The organism is Candidatus Nanosynbacter sp. HMT-352 (assembly GCF_022819385.1).
Lineage (GTDB): Bacteria > Patescibacteriota > Saccharimonadia > Saccharimonadales > Saccharimonadaceae > Nanosynbacter.
Genome location: NZ_CP089290.1, coordinates 735878 through 757621 on the forward strand (window position 1 = coordinate 735878; position 21744 = coordinate 757621).

30 protein-coding genes are annotated in these 21744 nt (G+C 45.6%); 4 read left to right on the top strand and 26 right to left on the bottom strand.

Features of this window, described 5'->3' with window-relative positions; translation table 11 throughout:
* Positions 1-2: 2 nt before the first annotated feature.
* Positions 3-527 carry a 2'-5' RNA ligase family protein gene (locus tag LRM44_RS03900; protein WP_243803827.1) on the bottom strand — a complete coding sequence of 175 codons (525 nt, stop codon included), beginning with the start codon at positions 525-527 and terminating at the stop codon, positions 3-5.
* Positions 527-1582, bottom strand: coding sequence for a recombinase RecA (gene recA, locus LRM44_RS03905; RefSeq protein ID WP_259373133.1), 1056 nt, complete (start codon positions 1580-1582; stop codon positions 527-529). The genes LRM44_RS03900 and recA overlap by 1 nt, the downstream gene beginning before the upstream one ends.
* A 67-nt stretch (positions 1583-1649) precedes the next feature.
* Between recA and LRM44_RS03910 the strand changes: the two genes are divergently transcribed.
* Positions 1650-2042, top strand: coding sequence for a type II secretion system protein (locus LRM44_RS03910; RefSeq protein ID WP_129635074.1), 393 nt, complete (start codon positions 1650-1652; stop codon positions 2040-2042).
* A 4-nt stretch (positions 2043-2046) separates the two neighbouring features.
* On the opposite strand, the gene LRM44_RS03915 is transcribed toward LRM44_RS03910, so the two are convergent.
* The 9 genes from LRM44_RS03915 to LRM44_RS03955 form a co-directional block, all read right to left on the bottom strand.
* Complete coding sequence (locus tag LRM44_RS03915; protein WP_243803828.1) at positions 2047-2883, bottom strand: PH domain-containing protein; 837 nt, start codon at positions 2881-2883, stop codon at positions 2047-2049.
* A 152-nt stretch (positions 2884-3035) separates the two neighbouring features.
* Positions 3036-3971: a tyrosine-type recombinase/integrase gene (locus LRM44_RS03920; protein WP_243803829.1), complete on the bottom strand. Its 936-nt coding sequence runs from the start codon at positions 3969-3971 to the stop codon at positions 3036-3038.
* A 295-nt stretch (positions 3972-4266) separates the two neighbouring features.
* Positions 4267-4653 (bottom strand): hypothetical protein, encoded by a 387-nt coding sequence (locus LRM44_RS03925; protein WP_243803830.1) that lies wholly within the window; start codon positions 4651-4653, stop codon positions 4267-4269.
* 386 nt (positions 4654-5039) lie between these two features.
* Positions 5040-5516, bottom strand: coding sequence for a hypothetical protein (locus tag LRM44_RS03930; RefSeq protein ID WP_243803831.1), 477 nt, complete (start codon positions 5514-5516; stop codon positions 5040-5042).
* Positions 5513-6058, bottom strand: coding sequence for a hypothetical protein (locus LRM44_RS03935; protein ID WP_243803832.1), 546 nt, complete (start codon positions 6056-6058; stop codon positions 5513-5515). Before LRM44_RS03935 ends, LRM44_RS03930 begins: the two co-directional genes overlap by 4 nt.
* The gene (locus LRM44_RS03940) at positions 6055-6579 is read right to left on the bottom strand and encodes a hypothetical protein (RefSeq protein ID WP_243803833.1); all 525 of its coding nucleotides are present in this window, start codon (positions 6577-6579) and stop codon (positions 6055-6057) included. The genes LRM44_RS03935 and LRM44_RS03940 overlap by 4 nt, the downstream gene beginning before the upstream one ends.
* Before the next feature lies 1 nt (position 6580).
* Positions 6581-6763: a hypothetical protein gene (locus tag LRM44_RS03945; RefSeq protein WP_243803834.1), complete on the bottom strand. Its 183-nt coding sequence runs from the start codon at positions 6761-6763 to the stop codon at positions 6581-6583.
* A 16-nt stretch (positions 6764-6779) separates the two neighbouring features.
* The gene (locus LRM44_RS03950; protein WP_243803835.1) at positions 6780-8030 is read right to left on the bottom strand and encodes a peptidoglycan recognition protein family protein; all 1251 of its coding nucleotides are present in this window, start codon (positions 8028-8030) and stop codon (positions 6780-6782) included.
* Between the two features lie 134 nt (positions 8031-8164).
* The gene (locus LRM44_RS03955; RefSeq protein WP_243803836.1) at positions 8165-8455 is read right to left on the bottom strand and encodes a hypothetical protein; all 291 of its coding nucleotides are present in this window, start codon (positions 8453-8455) and stop codon (positions 8165-8167) included.
* Positions 8456-8662: 207 nt separating this feature from the next.
* Here LRM44_RS03955 and LRM44_RS03960 point away from each other — a divergent pair, with 207 nt between their 5' ends.
* Positions 8663-8959, top strand: coding sequence for an H-type lectin domain-containing protein (locus tag LRM44_RS03960; protein ID WP_445083035.1), 297 nt, complete (start codon positions 8663-8665; stop codon positions 8957-8959).
* Here the strand turns inward: LRM44_RS03960 and LRM44_RS03965 are convergent, their stop codons facing one another.
* The 5 genes from LRM44_RS03965 to LRM44_RS03985 form a co-directional block, all read right to left on the bottom strand.
* On the bottom strand, positions 8960-9454 hold the full coding sequence (locus tag LRM44_RS03965; protein ID WP_243803838.1) for a hypothetical protein: 495 nt from the start codon (positions 9452-9454) through the stop codon (positions 8960-8962).
* Between the two features lies 1 nt (position 9455).
* Entirely contained in the window at positions 9456-9995 is a 540-nt protein-coding gene (locus LRM44_RS03970) for a hypothetical protein (RefSeq protein WP_243803839.1), read from the bottom strand.
* Between the two features lie 68 nt (positions 9996-10063).
* The gene (locus LRM44_RS03975; protein ID WP_243803840.1) at positions 10064-11665 is read right to left on the bottom strand and encodes a hypothetical protein; all 1602 of its coding nucleotides are present in this window, start codon (positions 11663-11665) and stop codon (positions 10064-10066) included.
* Positions 11666-12007: a hypothetical protein gene (locus LRM44_RS03980; protein ID WP_243803841.1), complete on the bottom strand. Its 342-nt coding sequence runs from the start codon at positions 12005-12007 to the stop codon at positions 11666-11668.
* Complete coding sequence (locus LRM44_RS03985; RefSeq protein ID WP_243803842.1) at positions 12004-14178, bottom strand: tape measure protein; 2175 nt, start codon at positions 14176-14178, stop codon at positions 12004-12006. Before LRM44_RS03985 ends, LRM44_RS03980 begins: the two co-directional genes overlap by 4 nt.
* A gap of 128 nt (positions 14179-14306) precedes the next feature.
* On the opposite strand from LRM44_RS03985, the gene LRM44_RS03990 reads away from it, so the two are divergent.
* Positions 14307-14804: a hypothetical protein gene (locus LRM44_RS03990; RefSeq protein WP_243803843.1), complete on the top strand. Its 498-nt coding sequence runs from the start codon at positions 14307-14309 to the stop codon at positions 14802-14804.
* Positions 14801-15769 (top strand): excalibur calcium-binding domain-containing protein, encoded by a 969-nt coding sequence (locus LRM44_RS03995; protein WP_243803844.1) that lies wholly within the window; start codon positions 14801-14803, stop codon positions 15767-15769. Before LRM44_RS03990 ends, LRM44_RS03995 begins: the two co-directional genes overlap by 4 nt.
* Before the next feature lie 13 nt (positions 15770-15782).
* Here LRM44_RS03995 and LRM44_RS04000 read toward each other — a convergent pair whose 3' ends face one another.
* The 10 genes from LRM44_RS04000 to LRM44_RS04045 form a co-directional block, all read right to left on the bottom strand.
* On the bottom strand, positions 15783-15935 hold the full coding sequence (locus LRM44_RS04000) for a hypothetical protein (RefSeq protein ID WP_243803845.1): 153 nt from the start codon (positions 15933-15935) through the stop codon (positions 15783-15785).
* 59 nt (positions 15936-15994) lie between these two features.
* The gene (locus LRM44_RS04005) at positions 15995-16339 is read right to left on the bottom strand and encodes a hypothetical protein (RefSeq protein ID WP_243803846.1); all 345 of its coding nucleotides are present in this window, start codon (positions 16337-16339) and stop codon (positions 15995-15997) included.
* A gap of 10 nt (positions 16340-16349) precedes the next feature.
* Complete coding sequence (locus LRM44_RS04010) at positions 16350-17351, bottom strand: phage tail tube protein (protein WP_243803847.1); 1002 nt, start codon at positions 17349-17351, stop codon at positions 16350-16352.
* Complete coding sequence (locus LRM44_RS04015; RefSeq protein WP_243803848.1) at positions 17351-17491, bottom strand: hypothetical protein; 141 nt, start codon at positions 17489-17491, stop codon at positions 17351-17353. Before LRM44_RS04015 ends, LRM44_RS04010 begins: the two co-directional genes overlap by 1 nt.
* 98 nt (positions 17492-17589) lie before the next feature.
* Positions 17590-18081: a hypothetical protein gene (locus tag LRM44_RS04020; RefSeq protein WP_243803849.1), complete on the bottom strand. Its 492-nt coding sequence runs from the start codon at positions 18079-18081 to the stop codon at positions 17590-17592.
* The gene (locus tag LRM44_RS04025) at positions 18081-18518 is read right to left on the bottom strand and encodes a hypothetical protein (protein WP_243803850.1); all 438 of its coding nucleotides are present in this window, start codon (positions 18516-18518) and stop codon (positions 18081-18083) included. Before LRM44_RS04025 ends, LRM44_RS04020 begins: the two co-directional genes overlap by 1 nt.
* A complete protein-coding gene (locus LRM44_RS04030) occupies positions 18519-19154 on the bottom strand; it encodes a hypothetical protein (RefSeq protein ID WP_243803851.1) in 636 nt (211 codons plus the stop codon).
* Between the two features lie 61 nt (positions 19155-19215).
* Positions 19216-20076 carry a Mu-like prophage major head subunit gpT family protein gene (locus LRM44_RS04035; RefSeq protein WP_243803852.1) on the bottom strand — a complete coding sequence of 287 codons (861 nt, stop codon included), beginning with the start codon at positions 20074-20076 and terminating at the stop codon, positions 19216-19218.
* A gap of 14 nt (positions 20077-20090) precedes the next feature.
* Positions 20091-20453 (bottom strand): capsid cement protein, encoded by a 363-nt coding sequence (locus LRM44_RS04040; protein ID WP_243803853.1) that lies wholly within the window; start codon positions 20451-20453, stop codon positions 20091-20093.
* Entirely contained in the window at positions 20453-21715 is a 1263-nt protein-coding gene (locus LRM44_RS04045; RefSeq protein ID WP_243803854.1) for a phage protease, read from the bottom strand. Before LRM44_RS04045 ends, LRM44_RS04040 begins: the two co-directional genes overlap by 1 nt.
* Positions 21716-21744 lie beyond the last annotated feature (29 nt).

Sequence of the window (21744 nt, forward strand, 5' to 3'; positions counted from 1 at the left end):
GACTATTCGATCACCTCAACCACTTTGCCATGTACGCCGTTATAACAAGCAGCGGCACGCGGCTTAGTAATAGCCGGCAGTTGGCGCGGAATAGCGCTCATATCGACATCGCCAAGCGTACCAGCCTCAACAATGCCAAGCGTAATGTGTGGGCGAAATCCATCGATATCCAGCCCCGGATGAATATCATCCAGCATTTCAAGCAACTTCCGACGTACTTCAATCATCCAGGAGGTTTTCTGTACGCGCAGTTCAACCCAAACACAGTTACCAGCTTCATCTGGCAAGAAGTTGACACCGTCAAGTACCAGTTTGTCTAGAGACGGCAGCGCGGCGGCAGCTAACTTGAGACGCGGTATATCCTGCTCAGTTACATTAATCAGTGTCACGTGTGGGATAAACTCACCAAAGTCAAGGTTCATTGTTTCTGACAACTCGCGAAGATACGCATTTTGCTCATCATCAAAGACGAGACTGACTGACGCCATATGTTTTTCGACTGGATATGCAGTATCTGCTGCGCGCATTAGTTTTCTACTTCTTTTACCTTATCACGTACCTTCTGGTCAATTTCTGCCAGGACTTCAGGATTTTCTTTCAAATAAGTCTTCGTTTTATCGCGCCCCTGACCAATCGTTTCGCCGTTATATTTATAAAACGCACCCGACTTTTCAACTATACCGTGCGTTGCCGCCAAATCCAGGATATCGCCAGTTTTACTAATTCCCTCGTTGTACATAATATCAAATTCAGCCACACGGAACGGCGGCGCAATCTTATTTTTCACGACCTTAATTTTCGTGCGGTTACCAATAATATCATCGCCAACTTTAATCTGACCAATTCGACGAATATCAATTCGCTGCGACGCGTAAAATTTCAACGCATTACCGCCAGTTGTCGTTTCAGGATTACCAAACATCACGCCAATTTTCATACGGATCTGATTGATAAAGATAACCGTAGCTTTTGATTTATTGATAATTCCTGTCAATTTACGTAGAGCCTGGCTCATCAATCGAGCCTGAAGACCCATATGAGAATCACCCATATCGCCATCAATTTCAGCCTGTGGCGTCAAGGCAGCCACCGAGTCAACTATCACCAAATCCACCGCGTTAGAACGGACCAACGTCTCCGTAATTTCCAATGCTTGCTCGCCGTTATCTGGCTGAGAAACCAACAAATTTTCCGTGTCCACACCCAGACGCTTAGCGTATGCTGGATCAAGCGCGTGCTCGGCATCAATAAACGCTGCCGTTCCACCCTGCTTCTGAATTTCTGCAATAGCGTGAAGCGTCAATGTTGTCTTACCCGAGCTTTCTGGCCCATAAATTTCTATGATACGACCTTTTGGATATCCGCCACCGAGCGCCAAATCCAAGCTCAAAGCACCAGAAGGAATTACTTCAACATCGACTTTATGAGCCTCGCCCAATTTCATAATTGATCCGTCACCAAATTGCTTGGTGATTTGATCCATCGCTAGACCAAGCGCCTTAAGTTTGCCTTCATCAACTTTTTTATCCGATGCCTGACTTGACTTTTCTGGATTTACTGTTTTACTGTCTGATTTTGCCATAGCACTCCCTCCTTAGTTACTTCCTTTATTATACCGATTTGTCGCAAGATTTGCTATAATTACATTCATGAATAAGCGAAACGGTTTCACTATTATTGAACTTTTGGTTGTAGCAACTTTCTTGATTATCATTGCAATCTTAGGTTTCTCACAATATACAAAATTGACCAACGAATCAAACAACGCCAAAAAACGCACCGCGATTAACGCTATGCATTATAGCCTGGAAGAAGGTTTTTACGTTAAAAATGGCTATTACCCAGAAAAGTTAGAAGAAGGTACGCTTTCGACTATGGATCCCGCATTATTAAAAGATCCACAAGGTAAGAAAATTGGCGAAAAAGACAGCAGTTATCGTTATGAATCTTCAAATTGTAATGACGGAAAATGTAAGTCATACAAACTTGTCGCGACGCTTGTCGATGAAGATGACTACATAAAAGAAAGTCGCCATAAATAATTAGCTAATCATCACAAACAGGGCGGCCATTCTTGAAGTCTTCAATGGCATTATTGATTATCGCAATCTGCTTGCGTGGATTTGCCACAAAATGGAATATATATGTCGTTTCTTCACCCTCAGTGCTGAGGCGAATCGTGCCATAATTGAAAAGAGTCTGAATAATTCCAGATTGGAGGAAGCTTGCATCTTCAATACTGCCTAAGCTCACCGTTTGCTCGTGCCTATAAAATAAGCTACCCTGGATTTCCTGAATTACACTTTCGTTGGTCATGTAAAAATGATTTTGCAAATATATCCACAAAGACACCGCACCACCAAGCGCAACCAGCCCGATAAGCAACATCGCCACGCCAAATACATCGGTCAGCGAAGGCATCGGCGAGATAATTGCGTCACGAGCAATTGACGGATAAAACATCACAAACACCATGATCATCACCACCAAGAAAACCGAGATTCCCGTCGGAATTAGCATACCAATTGGATGGCGTTTAATATCCAAAATGATATATTCGCCTTCGCTCAAATTGAGATTCGGGTATTGTTGAACTGATTTTTCATGCTTTTGCCTCAGGTCATCGCTAATAGTAAACGGCTTCGGGTCAATATCTCGCGCAACATGTACGACTTGCGGTTCATTAGCATATTGACTACGCAATCGCGGATCAAAATTCTCCCCATCAATAATTTCCGGTTTTGCCGTCACATAAGAATTCGTCTGCGCCACAACCGGAGCTGGACGACCAGTCTGCGGTGGATGATGATATAGTGGTCGACCATCAGCATCGTACGCAACAGGCTGCGTTAAATCTTCTGACGAGGATGTTTGCGGATTCATGCCTATATTATACCATAGAAACAATCTGTTAATTACTTCATAAATCGTAATTTCCAGATTGTTAAAGTGAAAGGTTCATGGCGGCAATCCTTGCTGTCCTTACCTTGATGTTTTCATTGTAGCAAACCTAAAGCGTTTTGTCAATATGTCGGCTAAACATTCACAATCTCGCCTCTTATACAAGCCGTCCCAGCATGCGCATTTGCCGCCAACTTATAATTCTTGATTTCGTCCCAAATCTCACACATATCGCCGTCCAAATTATGTAAATACCGCTGCGTTACTTGTAGGCTCGAATGCCGCAATAATCTCCGCACTACATCGACGTCAGCACCACGCTTGCGCACGTCAGTGGCGAAACTATGGCGCAGTTCGTGTAGCTGAAACCCCTCCAGCCCCGCCTCGCGAAATTGCCGCTGTATTTTCTTGCGGATACCGTCAACCGTTAGCGGCTCAAAGTAGTTGCGCCTTGTCGTCTTAATCCACATGTAGTCGATCACGCCAGCCGCCCTGATCCATGTGTCTAGCCGCTCGCGGGTCGTGTCAGAAATGTACACCCAGCCGTCCTTTCGTCCTTTGCCCACTGTATAGATCGTTCGTCCATTCAAGTCGTTCAGGCGTAAGTTCGCAAACTCCTGTGCGCGCATCCCCGTATCAAACAGTACACGAATCATCACCTCAGTAAGCAAATCATCGCAACCACTCAGCACCATTGCAATCTGCTCCGATGTATACCATTTTCGGCGGCATGGTGCAGGCTTTGGCTTTACTACCATCCGGGTTTTGATTTTCATCGGATAGTTCATGTCTCGCAGCCAAGCTATCCACGATATCACCGTAGCAACATTAGTGCGTATCGTTGTAGAATTACACCTCGAACCGAGCTGTCCCAATGCCTTTTTCTCAATCCATCGATCAAGCTTTTTATTAGTTAATTGCGACATATCTTCAATATTTGTCTGGGCAATAAATCTACTTAAGACACTACGTTTTGTTGCCATAGTTGAAGGGGTTAGTTGCTTCACATTCATACACCACTTCAAGTAAACTCGCAACTGATTCTCTGCTGGCGTTCGCTTTATCTTCATCGTAAAACTCCTAAATCTCCCACCTCGTGTCTATATAGATCGTTATAATCATTGGAATATTTATTCCAAGTCTATATAGACCGTTTCTGGTTAATTATTATGAAAAATCACCCACTATACCCTCCATTTTTCAAGCCAAGCTAGCTTTTTAGGCAAAATTATTCACCTAATTCGTGCCAGCTGATGTTATTTGCTTTACAAATAGTGTTATTGGTTATCTAATATCTAGCAGTAGACACGCAAAAATCACGCCGCTAGATTTCTCCGGGCGCTACCCTCCATTTTTCAAGCCAAGCTAGCTTTTTAGACAAATACCCATATCGCCATACATCTGCGATATCTTCGCTCTACCGCTATAATTCATATCTCGTCTGGCTCTTTCCTCCATTTTCCGTTGTTTCTTCTCTTGCCGCTGCCGCGCCAGTTCATTGATCGCTCTGGCAATTCGACCGCGCATCCACAATAGCGACTTCTCCAGATTTTTTAGCGACCAAATTGACGCGAGGTACCTCTCAGGGTCGCGTTTAGTTTTTGCTACTTCAACTGATTCGTCGAACTCTTGTTTATATTTCTTTTGCCGATTACGAAACATTGGCAAATATGCGTCGTCTTTGATTAGTTCTGACGCTTTGCCGAGGTGTTTGCGCATCGTGGCGATTCGTTTATTGTCTACAACGAACATATTACCCTCACTTATTTTTGATATAAGTTTGAGGTCAAAAAAGAGAAAACCCCAGCAAAAAACATTACTATTTTACTGAGGTCTCCCTTGCTCGATTGTTGTTCTCTATTAATATAGCAAATTATGATAGCGAAATCAAGAAAGATGATTACCGCAACGAATACACTCATGATCATATCCGCCGCCCTGATACTGTCCGCAATATTGACAATTATGACAGTGCCTGCAAATAATCGTCGGTGTTTCACTTGTGATGCCGCACCACACACATTGATACGTCGCACACACCTTTGGGCTGTGCTCGATCTGCCTGTCAGTCATGATAACTTCACCCATCTCCGCCATGGCATTCTTTTTCAATCGCTTCTGGCTCGGACGTGGCGGCTCTACCGTATTCCTTGCGTAGTATAAACCATGTCCACTTTCCATAATCTTACCTTTCCATACAACATTCCATTGCTACTTGAATTACCGCAGCCAAACTCCAATCTAAGTGTTTTTGTGCCGTTAACTTCTGTTGGCTTGCCCTTTACTAGTCCAAATAGTTCCAGTTCATTTGAGAAATCATATTTTACACTAGCGGCATCACCCTCCAATCCAGTATTAAATATCTTACGTCCGCCGCTACCGCCTATCCAGCCAATTTTACGCAGCTCTGGCGGCGTAGTGTTCTCTATCATTTGTCCCAGCTGTTCAATTTTGTCAAAACCAATTGCCAGATAAACAAACAGGTTTTTTATCTCTATCAAATCCCTTGGTAAAAATACCACCAGCGTATGTGCCTCCAGCCATCTGCACTGCGCATCCGCCAGCGACACGGTCTTGCACTGGTAAGGATATTCCTGATTTCTGCTACCAATCATAGACGCGCCTCGTAATCATACACTTTAGTTCGCATAGCTTCATATTCAGGGCTATTGTTTAGCAGTTTATCTCCTAATGGCGCCTTACCAGTGCTAATCATATCGATAATTACATAGATTTTGCCGTTGTATCCAACATCTGTTGGTTGCGGTAGCATAGTCTCGTCAGCTACCAGCATCTTGCCAATGCCGGATCCAGCTACTACATCGGTATTACTTTTAACCGCCGAATAATCCACCACGTCGCCAACGGGCGCTTTCGTTGACAATAATATTCGGTAGGCTTGAGCAGTATTTGTGGTGATTCCGGCATTTGGATCGATGTAGTGGTCAAATAGTTCAAAGTTATCATTGACGATCTCCAGTTTGGTGTTTAATACTGCCAACTTGTGAGCTTCTACCGCCCACCATAAATATCTAAAAGGTGCGCCGCCTTTATTGCCGGCGCTACCGCCCATACCAGGCGTGCCAGTTATATAAATATAATCATTGCCTTTTATTTGCCCAGTTCGATAACCCTTCTCTTGCCTATCGCCAATCATACCAATATCTCCGTTCCCAGTAGCAAATTTAATCGCTCCAACTTAAAGCTATGCGGCGGTGTGTCAAACGCTAACACCAACGCCATTAGCTCGCTCTCGCGCGTTCTCTCAGGAATGACTGGCTTCATATTAAGTCCAGCAATTCGAATCCTGCCGTTCTCTGCTTTTATTGAATCGCTCTTACCATACAGTCTACGCCACATCTCGTCAATCTGATCACTTAATAATGCTACTGGCGTTAAACCATCAACTGGCGCAAAAACCGCACGTACACCATTGTTACCAGCCACTACGCACCACAAATCCAAATAAGCCTCAACTATCTGCGCATAGTGAGGCATAAGCATGCGGATATACAGCACTGCCGACGATTGATTGCCTAGTGATATATACTTGGCAACGTCGCCAGCTCGAGACCCTTCCGCCTTATCTTCTGCTCCGACAGACAGGTCGCGCTCAGTTGCATCGTAATAGCAGTGTCCGACGATTGAACCGCGAACTGGCACGACCTGTCTCAGCATCTTATTCCTCCGTCTTAAACAACTGTATAGCGGTAACCAGCAACACGTTAATAATCGGGCCATAAATGCCGAACGCATCAGGGTTACCCTGCACGAACGCCGCTAGCGCGCCCAGCGCGTTTGAAACTCCCACATACAGCGCAACTTTTAATATTTTGAGTAATTGTTCTTTAGTCAATTTCATATCATTGTCCTCCTTATTATTTATTAAAATTTTTGAATAAATTGGTTAAAAATTCGATGATCTTATTGACGAGCACCTCCAGCGCCGAAACTCGCTTTTCTAGGCTATCGATTGGCTTATCGCTTAGATACAGCTTATCGATTGCTAGCGTACCGCCCTCTAACACCATCAAGTCATCATCAACCAGTCTCGTAACATGAGTGACGCGAACCTTTGTTCCCATTGGTAATTTCTTTGCTAATTTTCCAGTAGTTAGGTCAGTAACCTCACACTCTGAACGCGTCCAGAAGTCTTGGTCGGCAATATCCTTCAGATTCTTTTGCCATGCCGGCTTATCTTTATTTGGATCAGCTGGCGCAACTAGCTCTGTCGCCGCGATGCCGAACGGCTTGCTATTCTTAACGGCGTACTGCGATAGGTAGTATTTCTTGCCCTGCACTATCGTCTCCTTGGCGATATCGATAACCGTCCCTCTAGGAATCACGTTACCAAACGCTTCCATGGTTACCATATTGACGGCACGTAGTCCTGCGACTGGTGCGACGACCAGTTTTATATCTTCAATATCGTTCAGGTTACGCACCCACTCGCTTTGTTTCAATTCTTCCGCTTGGCGAGCCAGCTCTGCACGTCGTTGGTGCGCCTCCTGAGAGTTATTTACATCAGCACGAATTTGGTCGATTGACCATCCCTTAGCAGCTTGCCCCAAGTAGTGTTGTAAACCCTCTGGGTCAACTTCACGCCCTAAAATTGAGCGGAACACTTCGCGAATCTGCGTCTCGTTGACTGTCGGACGCGAACCGCCGCCAGCGTGATAGCGATCAGCGATTGCACGGATACGGTTCTTGTCGATTGGTGAGCAACTAGTGTTGAACCATTCTTTATGCACGTAAATATTTAGGCGGCGGCCGTAAGCTTTCTCCATATCGTAGTGGAACTCGCCCATCGTCTCATAATCACCATCGCTAAGGCGTGTATTACATTCATAACCGACCGTTGTAGCGTTACCTCTAGCATTACCAGCGTGCCAAGCGGCGTTTACAGCATCTATAATCCATGCCACTCTGCCCGCCTCGCCGACAGTGTGCGCTGAGGTATTACCATTAGCGCGGCATAGATAATTCACTATCGACATAAAGTCTGAATTACTGCCCCACCAGTGATACGTTACACCCTCTACGACTCGTGCCATGCCATACACCGCTGATACTTGGCTTTCGGGCGTATAGTTCGGCGAGTTAAATTGTGTTAGTTCTTGGTATGACATTTCCTACTCCTCCTTTAACACTTTCTTAATGAACCGATAAACAAATTTGAAAGTTGCCGCAAGCAGTAAACCAACTACTGCACCACTAAACGCGCCTGCAAATATCGCCATAAAAAATAACTGCTCCAACATACTCATTTCGCTATCCTATCGATAATTACCATTTTCAGTATTGCTCCAGCCACGGCGGCGATGATGAACCAAACTATCCTTGCTTGGTTGTCTTCCAGCTTATCCAACCTATCTTCATGATTTCCTACGTCTTTTTCCAGCTTCACTAGCCGCTCTACTACCACCGTCAGATCCAGTCTGTCAATCTTTGCGCTGATTGACTCTATCTGATTCCTGATGTTTTGTATATCGGCGTCCATCTTTCCTAATTTTTGCCATAGCTCCGCTTCGTTAGTATTATTTGCTGCTGCCATGCTTTGTCAGTCTCCTTTCTCTCACCCCAGGCCGCAACCAAATAAAAATATGCGTCCTGAAACGCATATACTTACCTACATTATACCACGATTTTACCGTAAACATAATGCATTTTTCATGGTTCTATACAACCACAACATATTGGCTGGAAAGATTTTATTCAATCGAAACAAGACAATGCCACTCTGCCAGTTGTACCTGCTATCATCCAGTATGGTCGAGCAAGAGTAAGAGTGCCGACTGATACCGTAGAAGCTACGACATCAGTCACGTTTCCAAAGGAATTTGAGAACGGAATGATACCAACTATCATTTGCACGTACAACGGCTACGGCAACGCTAGCGACCCGTGGTCAGATACACCAAATCCGTCTTGGGCTGGGGCAACATTTGGAGCTGTTGGCGTTACTAATTCAGGGTTTACGGCACGTTGCCGGCGTTTTGACGGCGCTATGCTTAGAGGCGTGTATTACTTTAGTTGGGTTGCGATTGGTGCAGCTTAATTATTTAACATACTCCATAGTAACACTCACTTCCGAACTGCCCCAAGCATAACTGCCAGAAATAGTAATATTCGTTTTATCAATGGAGGTAATACCAGCTTGGTGCGTCCCCTCAATATATGGCAGTGCCTGTTTTATGGGATTGTTTGACAATACGCCGGACAATCTCATATTGCCAGACCACGAAATCAGCTCCCAGGCGTTAGTCAAGCCGGTAATGCCATGAGGCAGGATTGAGGTGTTGTTCCCACCAATCATATTGACCGCACCACGCGCAACCTTACGATAAATCGGTCGACCATCGATCCATTTTCTGCCAGTATCCATCTCAGTAGATTTATAGGCTTTAAGGCTATCTGCTAATTTATCTGGTTGTATAGAACCATCGCCTATCCCCGTTCCATCATGAAAACTAGCGTCATTTGCTGCCAAAAGATTCATTTTTGCCGCTGTTAAAATTTCGCCCGGCACAAAATTTAAGTTAACATACGCCATACTATCTCACCCTTTCTATTTGAAATGTCTCAAATCGCTCAATAATCATACCTTTATCGCTATACTTCAGCTCGTAATCTGCCTGCTCTTTATGGACACTTTGCTTTAGTGCCACTTCACTCTCTAGCTGCGCTCGCTCGAACGGGCTCATAGCAAATGAGTTCACCAGCTCTACTGGACTAGCCTCGCCTGGTTGCACTGGATTTATTGTTCCTCTCTCAAATTTAGATAACCGCGTGTCGTTGCCGGTTAATGCTTCATAACCAATCATCGGAAATCCTTCAGGCGTTTTATCTAGCCTCTCACGGGTCGTCAGAAATAGCCCCTGATAATCATAAATATCACGGTTGCCCCCACGCCTAGGTGCGTTAATTGCTGAAAAGCCTTGAATTGTCTTTGCCGGAAAACACTCAACTGCGACTACCAGATTAGTTTTCAGACATCTCACAAAGTACACCTGGCTGTAATGTTGAGCATAAAAATCTGCCATTTTCTCCAGTTCGGCTTGATCTTGCGTTTGCTTGGCTGTCTCGCTATCCATTATTTCCTCCAATAAAAATACGACCGCCGCTCTGGCTGGTCGTATATACTGCTTACATTATACCACATTTAGTTTGCTAGCACATCTCCGCCATCCAGTGTTGACTTGTCCAGCTCAAACGCACTAATTTTCGGACGCTCCTCCACTTCCAGGCTCTGTCGAAAATTAGCATTCACGCCGCCTGCCAGCTCGTAGCTGGTAATAAAGCAGCTGAAACTATCAGCCAGCTCATCAATCTGCAAGTCCACCGTATCGCCAATCTGTAAATACGGCACAAAAAAGTTATCCAACTTGAACTGTCTGTTTGGTTTTGAGTACAACGTTACGATGTTATTAGCGATCGCCCTCGCACCGCCAACATCCTGCACCAGGTTATTTTCAATCTTCAATACCTCTGCACCAAAACCGGTTGACGTGTCAGGATTGACTCCGTACTGTTCAATGCTTGGCTCACTCACGGCATTTTCGGTAATTACTTGCGTTACCTTTGCCGGTACGCCCCATAACTGGATACGATTAACATATCCGTCCACACTTGAGTTGTTACGGAAGGTCATTTTGTAAGTGCTGCCAAAGTTGTACACCGACACCAGCTGTACATTGATTGCGCCGCCTCCACCGTCAGAATTTTTCGTGCCAGAATACATCGACGTACCAGAGTTACTGCTTGCGTGAACTGGTCTATCTACACTTACAGCATAAAAGTCCCCAACACTATCCTGAAACTCAGCGAAAATGTCGATAGTCTTACCAGCTCTTATTTTCGTCTGTTCACTACCCTGTTCCAGCTCCCACAACTTCTGAAATGCCTGTACTTTGAACGGCTTTGCTACCACCTGCGCCGAGTTTATCACTGGCGTTGACTTAATCTGCAAGTTAGTCAAATTAGAATAACTGAATGTATGAGCTGTCGGCTGCGTCTTTGCCAGGTGTGTCCTATTCCAAAAGCGAATTATGCCCTGCTCGTCAACAAACACCAGCGCTGCTTCCGCCTCTGCTAGCTCTTTCAATAAATCAGTCACGCTCTTGTCTTTTGGCGATAAATAACCAATCGCCACCTGTTGCGACCGGTCGATCTCAAACTGGTTGGTACTGAGCCCCTGCTCAATCAGTAAATCTCGCACAATTTCGTGCGCAAACTTGCCCACAAACGCCGGCAAATTGGAATATTTTGTGTCCAGGTAGGTGATTGCGTCAAATGCCGTCAGCTCCACTGTCTGCTCTACAATATTTATTGCCGGTGTACCCACGAACCCAACAAAGTTCGTAATCATTTCGCCATCATATCCAGTCAATATTTTTATCGGTCGCCCCGCCTTGATGAACTTTCCAATCACGGGATCTTTTTCTGGCAGGAACCGCCCCGTCGTGTTATTCAGTGTGATTGTCGCCTGAGCTGTGACGACGCCCCATGAGTAACTACTCACTTTTTTACTAATTTTGAAGTTCTTGACGTAACGACTCTCGTCCGTGTACGCATATTTGTCGAAAAACGTTACCACGTCGCCCGACCCTTTCAGAAAATCTCCGTCGTCCAGTGCTGAGGAATCCAAATTAAAGAACCGCGTAGTCGGATTTATTTGCTTACTCCACCCCAGCATAACCGCAAAATCAGTCTGCTTGCGCGGTGCGTCAACCTTGCTGATGAAATTAGACGAAACCGCCTGCATTTACACCTCCCGAATTGTTACGGTTAGGCTCGTCATCAAGCTGCCGCCGCGAATATACTCGTCGGTGTCACAGTCTGTCATAATCCCGTCAAACTGAAGCACGCCGTATTTTGATTGGTCGTTATAAAACCTCACCGTGCCAGCGGCATTAAAGATATCCTCAAAGAATCGAAATTGTACTGGCGTTACCGCTGTAAATGTCATTTTGGCACGCTTTTTGGATGGAAAGCTATGCCTTTCAATACTGCCATTAATTGAGAGATTGTCAGTCTTTACCACCACCGGCGAATCGTCGTAGCCGCTTGGATATACTGGTATTTCTTGTCCGTTTAATCGTATCATCGGAGTGCTCCTAGTTGATCAAGTCGCAATCCTTGTGCTTTTAGTGCTCGATTGATTTGCTTTGCGATATTCACTGCATCCTCCTCGTTAAATTTCTCATCTCTAGTAGTAACATTTACGGTAATGTTGACATCTCGTGCACCAACTCCGTCGCTGCGCTTGTTAATTTGCGTCACCAGGCTTGCCATCTTACTTTCTGGAACGACCCATTCGTTCTGCCCGCCGTCACCAGCATAAATAATCGAACCGCCGCCCTGCGGAGTAACGATGCCACCGGTCGCCATTCGCGGAATATGTAAGCTTGGAATATTACCAATATGTACGCCTGGAATCTTGTTGATAATTCCAATCGCACCGTTAATCATGCCAATGAACCCGTTTGCCATCTTCTCGACCATGCTTAGTGCACCATTAACTGCACCTCTGACCGCACCGCCAATAGCGTTGCCAACGAAGCTACCCAGTCTTCCGAACATTCCAGTGATAGTGTTCCACACGCCGCCGAAGAATCCTGCTAGCCCGCTAAATATGCCAGTTATAGCGTTCCATGCTCCACGGAAAATACCACCAAACCAGCCTGCCACGCCAGCGAATACACCGACGATGCCATTCCACACGCCGCCGAACCAGCCAATAACTGTATTCCACACGCTCACGATAATATTCCATGCGCCACTGAACACACCGCCAAAGAACTGTACTATTGGCGTAAATACTGCCACGATAAAATTCCAAACTGCCTGAAATACGGCAAATATCTGATCCTTGAACATGAAAAATAATCCAATGACAAGAGATATCGGTGCGAAGATTACCGCTAAAATAGAAAGCCCCCATTCTTGCACGAACGACACTATGCTATTGAATACGCCAACTATCCCATTCCAAATATCACCAAAAAACCCAAGCACGCCGCCAACAAAGTCACTTACAACTTGTCCGATAGCGTTAAAGATACCGCCAAACCAACTAGCAGCAGCACTCCAAGCGGATTTTATAGCCTCCCACGCTTTGCCGAATATATTGAACTTTACCTGTAAAAACACCAATGCTCCAACCACCGCTGCTATAGCAGCAACAATCAAAAGCATCGGATTTTTACCAGTTACTAAATTAAATGCTTCCATGGCCGTTTTCCCGCCACGAATAGCATTCGCAAATTGAATCATACTAGCAGCGAACGATCCCACTTTCATAGCCACTAGGGCAACGCCAGCAGCGGTTACTGCTGGTACGAAATTATTTATTACTATATCCGCAATCTTCTGAATCTTATCCTTATTCTTTTCCAGCCAATTTGTCGCATCCTCAACGGCTTTGCTGATTTTGTCGAACACACCGCCAGCTTTGACTTGTCCAGTCTCTGCATCCACGCCAACAATTTTCATGCCTACGTTGGTAATTGTTTCCAGCAAGTTGCTCATGCGTCCGTTGAATGTTTGGGATTGCTTAATCGCACCCTGAAAAGCCATACCACCCTCATCACTCGCCATCTGGAGTGCCTTACGTAGTACATCAGCCGTAACTTTGCCCTTCGATAGGTCGTCGCCGAACGTCTGAATGGAATGACCCGCCCCCATCGCTGCAATGATATATTTTTTGAATCCACCAGCACCTTGGTTGATGATCTGATACCAGTCTTGTGTCATCATCTTGCCATTACCGATTGCCTGCGTAATTGGCAGTGCCAAGCCCTGTAAATCTGCACCAGTTGCACCCGCCAAGTCGCCCAAATTTCTCATCCAGCCCATCAAATCCTGAACCGCCACGCCGTTTGCTAGGAACATTTTGGCAGTCGCCTGGATGGATTTATTGTCAAAGGCTGTTTCTTTGCCGTATTGATACAGTGTTTTCATGACGACATTCGTCGCCTCTACTGTTCCAGTTAGCGATTCAAAAGACGATCGCAGTGACTGCAATTCAGATGCGCTTTTTACGAACGACATCAACCCAAAACTACCACCCACCGCCACCGCAGCGACGCGCTTCAGCGTCGATTCAATGAATCCGCCCGCTTGACTAAAGGCGTCCTTCAAATTAGCAGCGTTGCCGACTAGTTTATTACCTACATTGCTGCTAAAACTTTTAACGCTCGCCTGAGCAGTCTTTAAGGCAGCCTGCAAGGCTGATACGTTTGCTCGAATTGTCAGAGTGAGTGTGCTGTTATTCATCTTCCGCCTTCTTTTTTCTAGCGGACGAAAAACAACAAAAAAATGCGGCTCAAAGTCCGCATATATTACTCATATTATATCACATCGTGGTATAATCCCTCCATAAGGAAAGGAAATAAACTACCACCATGTTTAGTCTATTTAAGAAAGATAAAACACCAAAACCAATTACAATTATCGGGAAATACGAAGGGTCTCATCCAGAGCTTCCAGACTCAGTACTAAACGCTAGTCTCAGGTGTGATGAACACGGAGTGGACTTGTCCTTCAATAAAGGACAATGGGCTCTCGCTAGACACTTTGACTGGTCAGAGATCGAAGGCTTTGATTTCGATTTTGGCAACGAACGGCGCGTTAGCGGTAAAGAGACTTCAGCCGCCAGGGTTGTTGCTTTTGGTCTTGCTGGGGCGACCGTAAAGAAGAAAAAGTACGACAGTGGCTTTTATGTGCAGAATGTCTTATATACAAAAAGCGGTAACGTAGAGCTTATCCTTGAAAAACACTATACGAACACAGGTGATATGGCTACAACTGCGACAAACCTTGAAAGCATGTCTCACACTTCAAAATCAACTAAGTTTAAGAAATATGTTCTTTCTAAATTAAACCTGGAGTCCTCCAAATGAATCTATCTCTCCGTCGCAAAAAATCTGCTGAATCTAATAAAATTGACAAAGCTAAACCATCTATCAAAAGCTTCAAGCAAATCTACCAAGAAAATAAGAATAGACCGCTTACCAAAAACGAAAAGCGAGGCTGGGCTATTTTGGGCGGTATCATCATAGCTATTCTCGTCATTGCTCATGTCAGCAATGTGATGGAGCAGTCTCGCCTCGAAAAGGACAATGTTCCAATCGTTATCTCTGACATAGAGGACAATATCAAGCTTGATTACTACACCGACAGGCTTGAGCTATCCGCCAAAATATCGGGTGTTAGCTCATTTGCCGAGGTAAAAGTCTCAGGCGACAAAACCGACATCCACGACCGCAAAAACGCAGCTGGTAATATCAAATACGAAGTTAAAAATATTAAAGAGGGAGACAGCGATATCTCTATATCTATTGCTGACGGCAAACGCCACAGTGATAAAACGATTAAGCTTCACCGCCAAACAAAAGCCGACTACGACAAACAAGAGCTCGAAAAAGCTCTCAAGTATACCGAGGAGCTAGTAAAAAAGGCTGAGGAACAACCCACCAACGAAAACATCTCTCGTGCCAAATCAGACATCAATAGACTACCAGAAGACAAGCGCGCTCCATTCTCTGAACGTATCGCCAAACTAGAAAAAGCCAAGCAGGAAGAAAAAGAACGTGCTGACAAAGCCAAGAAAGAGGCCGAGGAAAAGAAAAAGCAAGAGGAAGCCGCCGCTGCTAGCGCTCGCCAACAACAGCAGTCGCGCTCACAACCAGTAGCTACACCTCGCCAGACTGCGCCCTCACCACAGCCTGCTCCATCGGGCCCGAACTTTAGCAGCTGCAAAGAGGCACGCGCCGCTGGCTATAGTCATATGCGTCGAGGTGAACCTGGGTACGCATCACACCTTGATAGAGACGGTGACGGCATCGCCTGTGACAAGCACAGATAAAAGCAGAGGCAGCTTACTGCTGCCTCGCCTTATCGATTTGCTCCTTTTCGACTACCGCCTCGACTTGACGCCGTGCTAGGATGGCCGCGGTAAATTCCTCTGGCTGATCCATGTATTCATCGTACGTCCATCCATATTCCTTACAGATAAGCGCAATTTGGATCATCTGCGGCACTTCGCCAGAACCATTGCGTAGGGCGCGGTCATACTTAATCGACCACGCCTCTATTCTTTTGGGAGCTCCCTCTCTCTACCGAATACTTCCATAACCTTATTGCTGATAGTCTCGTAGTCGTCGCCAAATTCGCTGTCCATCAGTGCTTCAAATGGCTGTTCACGGCTGCCACAATACTCCAGCAATAACTTCTCAATTAGTTTATCGCTCGCTCCCATAACTCTACTCAAGTCGACATCTACCTCGCCATCACTGGCTTCCATTTCCTTAGTAGACATAGTTTGCCCCTCGAGCATTAGCCGTCGGTACATACTTCTGTCGCGATTGCGAATAAATCCGCGGATAACAGCACTACGTCCATCATTTAGTTCAATTGTCACTTCTCGATTACTCATTTATCTACTCCTAGTATTCATATTTATTAACCAATTCAGCTTCGATAGTCTTGCCGTCTGTAATATTTAGCAAGCCCTCAAAGTTGATAGTCTCAGTTGAAATATCACTCAGTCCGTAGCTTGGCTCTCGGCTGGAAATTGCTACCTTACTTATAGTAAACAGCAGACTGGTTGGCGTGGTGTTACCGGCTTTGTGGTTTTTGTCGATAAAGCCAAATTGCATTGCCTGAGTTGTACCGTTTAGCATCATTCCTTTGTAGGTGTCGTCGGTGTACAGTTTCTCAATTGAGCCGCTAACCTCAAAGTCTTTGTTAAAGATTTCCTGAATGTCATCCTTAGAACTTGACGTCTGAACTGCTTCCAAATTTTTCTTAATTTCCAGACTGAAACTCTTAACATCCTGGAGTTCTGGCGCTGCCGCCAATCCAGCTGCGTCGGCTGCCATTTTCAGTAGCACGTCCTTTGGAATAAACTCTGTCTCGGTTGAGTCGTACGCAATAGTAACAGTTGACGGCGTTACATCCTTGGATTTTTTCGACATCAAGCTTACTTCAATCTTCGGATAATCATCGGGTGTCCATGAAATCTTAAAACTCTCAATCATGGCGTACGGAAACTGCCCGCAAAACACCGATTCCTTGATGGTGATAGTCGAGCTAATATGAGTATTCTCATTATTCAGCGAGAACAAATGCTTTTTAGCTCCCGTATCGCCAGCAACAGGCGTCGTTGCGGCTTTTTGACCAAACACCAGTGCTAGCCAGTAATAAAGTCCCTTTGCCCACGTCTTGCCGCCGATTGAACCCTCGCCCTTAACGCTCATCACATCAACAGCGTTGTTCTTTGTGATGTTATTGTACGCCGATTCGTTAGTTTTCGTCTCTGGTGTGTCCTTAAAGCTAAAATCCAACTGCGGATAAAAATACGTCGGCATTTTAGCAGTGCCTCTGGTGTCTTCCAGCGCCAACCCTACGGCGGTCTTTCGACCTGTTACAATCTTTTTCTCTGCCATTATTCCTCTCCCTCCTTATTTTCGGCTTTGGCTTTTTTAACTGCTTCTTCAAAGCTTTCTGCTTCGACAGACACGCCGAACTCTGGCAGATAAAATGACTGCTTCGGTGCGGGTGCTGCTGGCTGATTGTCTTTCTTCACGGTTAATCCCTTTCTTACGCGAAATCAGTCAGTAGCAAAAGAAAATGCGACCAAGGCTGATCGCATATACTACCCGTATTATACCATGGCGCTTACATTTATCCAACCATGTCGCGAGTGCGCACCGTGAATCGTATTAAAGCTTCGTTAGTAAATACGCTGCCGCCCCGCTCGCTGACTACATACTCTATTTCCGTTTGGCTGCCCAGGTCGATTATTAGCTCGTCAGATTGCTCATCTTGGAATTGCCTCAGCACAGATAAAATCGTCTCAGGTAGTAATTTATTCTTACTATCTCGCCCGCAAATCATTTTCACCAGCGCCATATGGCTGCCACTACGTTTTGCCGTGCTATTAAAATCCCTAGTTAGGTCATATGCCACGTTGATTAACACTGTCGAGTGCGTTTCGATTGAATACGAAGCATCGTCAATGACGCTCTGTCTCTCGTAACTAATAAAGCACATCGGCAAGCTTGACTTGTCCACCACCATTGGATCGCCCAGATAGTATTTATTTCTCAAGTCTTTCGGGCCGTGCTCATTTAACAGGTTGCGCAGCTTTGCTAAAATTGGGTCTTCGTATTGCATTATCTCTCTCCTTCAGCTTCTAAATAGATTTGTAATCGCTGGCGAATGTACCGCGCTTGCGGCTCGGTCATGCCCCACATCTTGCGAGCTGGCATGTTTTTCGTGCCCATCTGATGATATTTGAAATAACGCGTTGGGTTTTTAATCACCGCTTTATCGCTGTATACTTCCGCCTTAAAACCATCCTTCATCTTGCCCGTTTTATTCAGTAGCGGCCACGGATAGTTTCGCTTACGTTTACGCCACTGCGCACCAAAAACTGTACCACGCTTGCCGCTAAAGTTCTTGGCAATCTCATCTAGCATAAAATTAGCCGCCTCTTGCAATGGTATACGCAGACTACTAGCACGCTTCCATCGATTTAATAGTATCTGATTGAATTGCTTCAGTTCCTCGCCATCAACCGTGACAGAAATTGGTACTTTTTGCCCGTCCATCTACCAATCCTCGCTACTGATATGCGGTCTCTTTGAAAAAAGATCTCCATCATCCCGTGTCGCAAATCCTTGAGCACTTCTTGAACAGGCTTCGCCGCAAACCGTGGCAATTAGCGTGTTCAGTTTTTCGCTTGCCAGCTCCAATTTCTTATAGCCATCCTTGCTGGTATTTTCAATGTCTTCATTAAATCCATAATCCCGCACCAATAGCATACCGGCAGCCATTAGCCGCTGAATGTAGCGTAATGTTGGATTATACTCCTCAGCCCAGGCAGCCTCACATGGAATCTTTGATATGATTTCGCTCAGTGCTTCAGTTCGCACTTTCTCGACATATTCAGGCTCTACACTAGAACTAGCAAAGCGTACTGACACTTCCTGCCCAGAAACAACCGGCTTTTCCAGTGTAATCAATGCATTGGTGGTGTCTACTTCGGTTACTTTGACTAGCTTATTGTCCACCAGCACTCGCACATCTTTTACGTCAATTGTATCGTCGCCGTTGACGTCAGCCAAGATGTAGTCTCCTAGCGAAATCACCGAGCTGTTAACGTCGTTAAATTCCAACAACTGGCGGTGATACAATCCCGCTTCCTGTAATATATCTTTGATAGGTTGATTTATTTCGTGCTTCATATTATTTCTCCTAATCCTCAAACAAAGGCGGGCGAATCATCTCCCGCCTCAAGTCTGCCGACTAAGAACCTTTCACAGTCACGATAAACTGCATTGCCTGGTAAGCTGCGTCGTAACGACCACGTAAGCCCCAGCTAAACACATCAGTTTCGAATGCCCTGTCGCTGTTTATGTCGGTCTTCGCAACAGGTGCACCAACCTTCACGCGCTCAGCAATTGTCAATGGGCACATACCCTCTTTAGCCGCCACCAAGAATGCTGCTTTGCCAGCAATACGTGGGTCAACGATAAGCTCAACACGTTTGTAATTGGTGTTGCTCTGTCCATTGTCCAACTTCTCGCGGAGCAAGATTTTCTCAGCTTCCTCGCGGTTTTCCTGACCAACGATCAAGTGGGTTGGGATTGGGTTGATAAAGTCGCCATCAGCATCTTTCATGCCTACTAATGCGTCAAAAGCCTTACTAAACGTTCCAGCACTGAATGCTCCGGGGATCAAGTTACCACGATCTGCGTGGAAGAATGGCTTACCGTCGCTCAAGTTAGCAGTAAAGCCAACAGGAAGTGCAGCTACAGCTAACGCACCGTAGTGACGACCACTCTTAGTAGTCATAACACGGGTTTGGTTTGGAATCTGACCTAGATCATCATCTTCAATCTTTTCGCGTTCAACGTCCAGGGTTGACTCCCACTTTCGTGGTGCAATCGTGTGGACGGTGTTGTCAGCCACGCCATGTTTGCGCTCTGATTTGAACTCACGCATGCCAGGCACGCTGTTAAGTGTTACGATGTTATTAACCGCACCCGTTACTGGTGTGATGTCGTACAAAATGCCCTGCAGAGGGTCTTTGTATTCTTTTTTAGTAGTCTTGTATACCGTCTTGATGGCGGTATCAAGCTTTTGTAGCATTGCTCTTAAATCCATCTCATATTCCTTTCTTAGCTCAGGCGAACGCCTACAGTTTTGTTATCAATTATTTCAACAATCTGTCCGATTGCCGGCGCGGTGCCGCTAACAGTCGTTGTTACCTTATCTGATGTCGCAATAGCAACAGCCTTGCCTAAATCAGCAGCCGCTACTGCGTCGATTGCCAGCTGGAACACGCCAGTTCGATAAACTCGCACTTCATTCTTGATTAGTCCGCCGGTATTTTCCATTGCGACACCCAAGAATGGTTTTACTCCAGCTTCTGCTGCCCTAGCGTTACCGCTAGCGTCAACAGTAACTAGTTGTCCGCGATTGATTACATTGCTACCGAATGGAGCTGAAATCAAATCGCCGTCTTGTCGTAGAAATGTCATTATTGATTCTCCTTCTCACGCTTTACTTCTTTATAATCTTCTTCATTCAGTCCGAACCGCTCGATGTCTGCTTTATCGGAGTCGTCCAGCTGAACTTCATCACCATTTCCATTGCCGCCTTCACCGCCATCTTCGCTCAATAGCCGCATTGCCGGCATTGCCGCAAAGAGTTCCGATAATAGCACATCAACAGATTTGGTTTTCGTATCAGATAACTGCACCTTGGTGTCTTTGGCGGCGCAGAGTGCCAAATAGCTCTCTTTCTGAGCCGGGACAAGCTTGCCTTCAGAAAGCAGCTTCTCATATTCAGCCTCAGCCTGCTTTTCCGATAGCTCTTGCTTCTGCTTTGCCAGTTCGGCTTTTTCCCGAGCCAACTCAGCTTTCTCAGCTTCAAGCGCTTTCTGCTCGTCAGACAAATCTTTCTTGTCGGACAAATTGTCCTCTCCAGACTTATCCTCGTCTTTATCTTCTGGCTCTTTAGCGTCGGCGATTTGCTGCTTTACTGCTTCCTCCTGATCTTCAGGAACTTCAACGTCTGCACCAGCGGCGACGGTTGCGGTCTTCTCTTCACCGTCTTCCTGCCACTTCACCTCGACGTCAAAATCACGGTCGTTAGTTACTTTTACCTTATTCATCCCATTCTCCTCTCTCTTGTTATTAGATGAATCACTAAGCACAATGGCTACCTGCGACATGTCAGACAGCGCCGGCTCAAAGGCGTGCATACCTTTGAGATATGGGTCGGTCACTAGCCCTACATGTTGCAGTACCGCACCCTTAAGCGAACCATCTTTCTTGTCCTTATATTGCAAATCCATACCCATTGATACGTTTGGAATCAGGTTTTTGTCGATTTTATCGGCAACTGCATCGTCGCGAATTTCTATCAAACCGTACAAGCCGTCTTCTCGTGCCTCCAACTCCAGCAACTCGCCGGTATTAAGACTTGCTAAGCTCGAGCTGTCATACGGGTGTCCTAACGGCACCGGCACGTAGTCCAAAACCCCGTCATTGAAGTTTTTTACCAGTTGATCAACCAGGTTTTTGTCAATAACCAACTTTGAATTATCCCAATCATTTGGATCTATCCATTCGCCAAACGGGCATAATTGCTTCCAATACCGTCTGTACTCGCTTTTACCCTCGTCGCTTAGTCGGATGTTATCTTTCGTCTTTGTTGAAACTGTAAACATATTATTCTCCCGATATACTCCAAGAGAAATTTGCCCCAAAAGAAAATGCGACAAACTCGCTTGTCGCATATACTGGTCGTATTATATCATACTTGTGG